General features: G+C 54.9%; 2 protein-coding genes. One reads left to right on the top strand and one right to left on the bottom strand.

The window, feature by feature from the left end; genetic code table 11:
* A partial coding sequence (locus tag ATO3_RS28310; RefSeq protein ID WP_158218091.1) for an alpha/beta hydrolase occupies positions 1-612 on the bottom strand: 612 nt, incomplete at its 3' end.
* A 270-nt stretch (positions 613-882) separates the two neighbouring features.
* Between ATO3_RS28310 and ATO3_RS28305 the strand changes: the two genes are divergently transcribed.
* On the top strand, positions 883-2,275 hold a 1,393-nt coding region (locus ATO3_RS28305), incomplete at its 3' end, for a two-partner secretion domain-containing protein (RefSeq protein ID WP_158218090.1).

The raw sequence follows: 2,275 nt of genomic DNA, 5'->3' as shown, positions 1-2,275 counted from the left end.
GCCGAATGTTTCATCAATCACTTTCTGAATGTTCTTTTTGCGCGGCACGGACTCCACAAGGTCATAACTCGCAGAATCGTCACAAGTCACAGATTGATAAATCTGCGTCGATAGTCCAAACCGCCCGAGATGCTGAGGATCCGTTGCCGTTAAAGCGGCCAAATGCGCCCCAGCCGAGTGACCTGAAATATGAATTTGCTTAGGATCGCCCCCATACTCCTGAATATGATCATATACCCATTTAGTCGCGGCCGCGATGTCTGCGGGTTGTCGAGGGTAAGCCCCATTCGGGTGCAGCCGATAGCCAACCGAAACAAAGATGATCCCATTACGATTATACAAGGTCGCTTTGTCGGCGTGATTGCCTTTATCACCAATCGCCCATGCGCCACCATGCACAAACATCAAGACTGGCAGCAACCTCTTGTCCTTGTGGGCTGGAACATACAGATCCAGCTTCTGAGCAGAGTCATTGCCGTAAGCAATATCATCATAGCGTGAGACCGCTTCCGATACGCCTGTAACTTGCCGCTTGAGGTCTTTTAAAAGACCGGCCTGCGCTGAAACCGCTGTCGATAAAATGACCGCGATGAAAATCGTTAACTTGGCCAATGTGGGGATTAGACGCATATCGCTCCATTTTACTTGCTTTCCATTAATAAAGCGTTAAAAAAGAAACTTTGGGCGCTTTGTGTTTCGTTTTATTGATGCGCCTGTTGTTTTTCTTGTGGGTAATCGGTTTCCAATAACGCTATTTGAGGCTTATTTTAATGTAAATTAAGCCTTTTTTAACGCCGAAATGCGAAAATGGTAGGCGTGGAAAAGTGTTTATTACATCGGACGAGTTCGCTTTGCAGTGCAAGTTTATTGGCGCTAGGGTTGATGGCCGCTGCGCCCGTTTATGCCAATCCACAGGGCGGGACGGTTTCGGCGGGTCAGGCGAGCATCAGTAATTCCGGTAACAGGCTCGATATTCACCAGCAGACCGATAAAGCCATTATCGACTGGCGCGGTTTTGATATTGCCCCCTCAGAAACCACTCAATTTCATCAGCCTAGCAGCGGCTCGATGACCCTGAACCGCGTGAATAGCGACACAGCCAGCACGATTGCGGGCAACCTCAAGGCCAACGGCAATATCGCCATCGTCAACCCCAATGGGGTGTTATTCGAAGGAACGTCAAAGGTCGATGTGAACGGGCTGATTGCCACCACTGCCGACATAGACAATCGGGACTTTATGGCGGGCAAGCTCGCATTCACCAAGCCCGGCAACCCGAATGCGAAAATCATCAATCGCGGCACCATCACCGCCAAAGAAGCCGGATTAATCGGCCTTGTCGCGCCCCATGTCGAAAACAGCGGGATCATCACCGCTAAGCTGGGCAAGGTGCAATTAGCCTCTGGCAACAGTTTCATGGTCGATCTATATGGCGATGGACTGTATGAAATCGGTGTTAGCGATGCCGTAACCGCCCAGCTTGTCGCCAATACGGGCAGCATCAACGCCGAAGGCGGCACCATTGCCCTGACTGCCGCGCAGGGCCGCGACATCGTCAACAGCCTCATTACCATCGAGGGCGAGCTGAAGGCCCCCACCATCCGCCAGCAGGGCGGCAAGATCATCATCGGCGGAGCGGACACAGTTATCCTCTCCGGCACGCTCGATGTTTCCTCTGGCTCCGGCAAAGGCGGCAGCGTCGATGCCCGCGCCCGTAAAACCATGACCGCCGATGCCACCATCAAAGCCGATGGCGCGACCGGTGGCGGCGATGTGATGATCTGGTCGGACGATCACACCGACCTCAGCGGCAGCATTACCGCGACCGGCGGCGACGGTTTTGTTGAAACCTCAGGCAAAAACACGCTGAGCATCGGCGACACCACCCGCGTAACGACACGCGGCCCGAAAGACACCACCGGCCTCTGGCTGCTCGACCCGCAGGACTTCACCATCGGCACGGGCGGTGACATCAGCGTCGCCACACTGCAAACCAACCTCGCAGGCGGCGACATCACGATTGAATCTTCCGGCGGCGGCACCGCAGGCTCGGGCGATATCATCATCACCGATGCGCTCGCATGGGCATCTAACCGCCTCACCCTCACCGCTGCGCGTGATGTGCTGGTCAACAATGTCGTCACCGTCTCGGGCACCGGTGCCCTCACCGTGAATACGGCCACCACTAACGGCGCGGATACCGGCGTGTCTGGCGGCGCACTGAAAATGGACCTCGACAGCTCCGGCTTCAATGGCCGCATCGACTACAGCGCCT

Source organism: Marinibacterium profundimaris (assembly GCF_002210095.1).
Classification (GTDB): domain Bacteria; phylum Pseudomonadota; class Alphaproteobacteria; order Rhodobacterales; family Rhodobacteraceae; genus Marinibacterium; species Marinibacterium profundimaris.
Note: the sequence above shows the minus strand (reverse complement) of the source record. Positions and strands in the feature narration are given on the sequence as shown.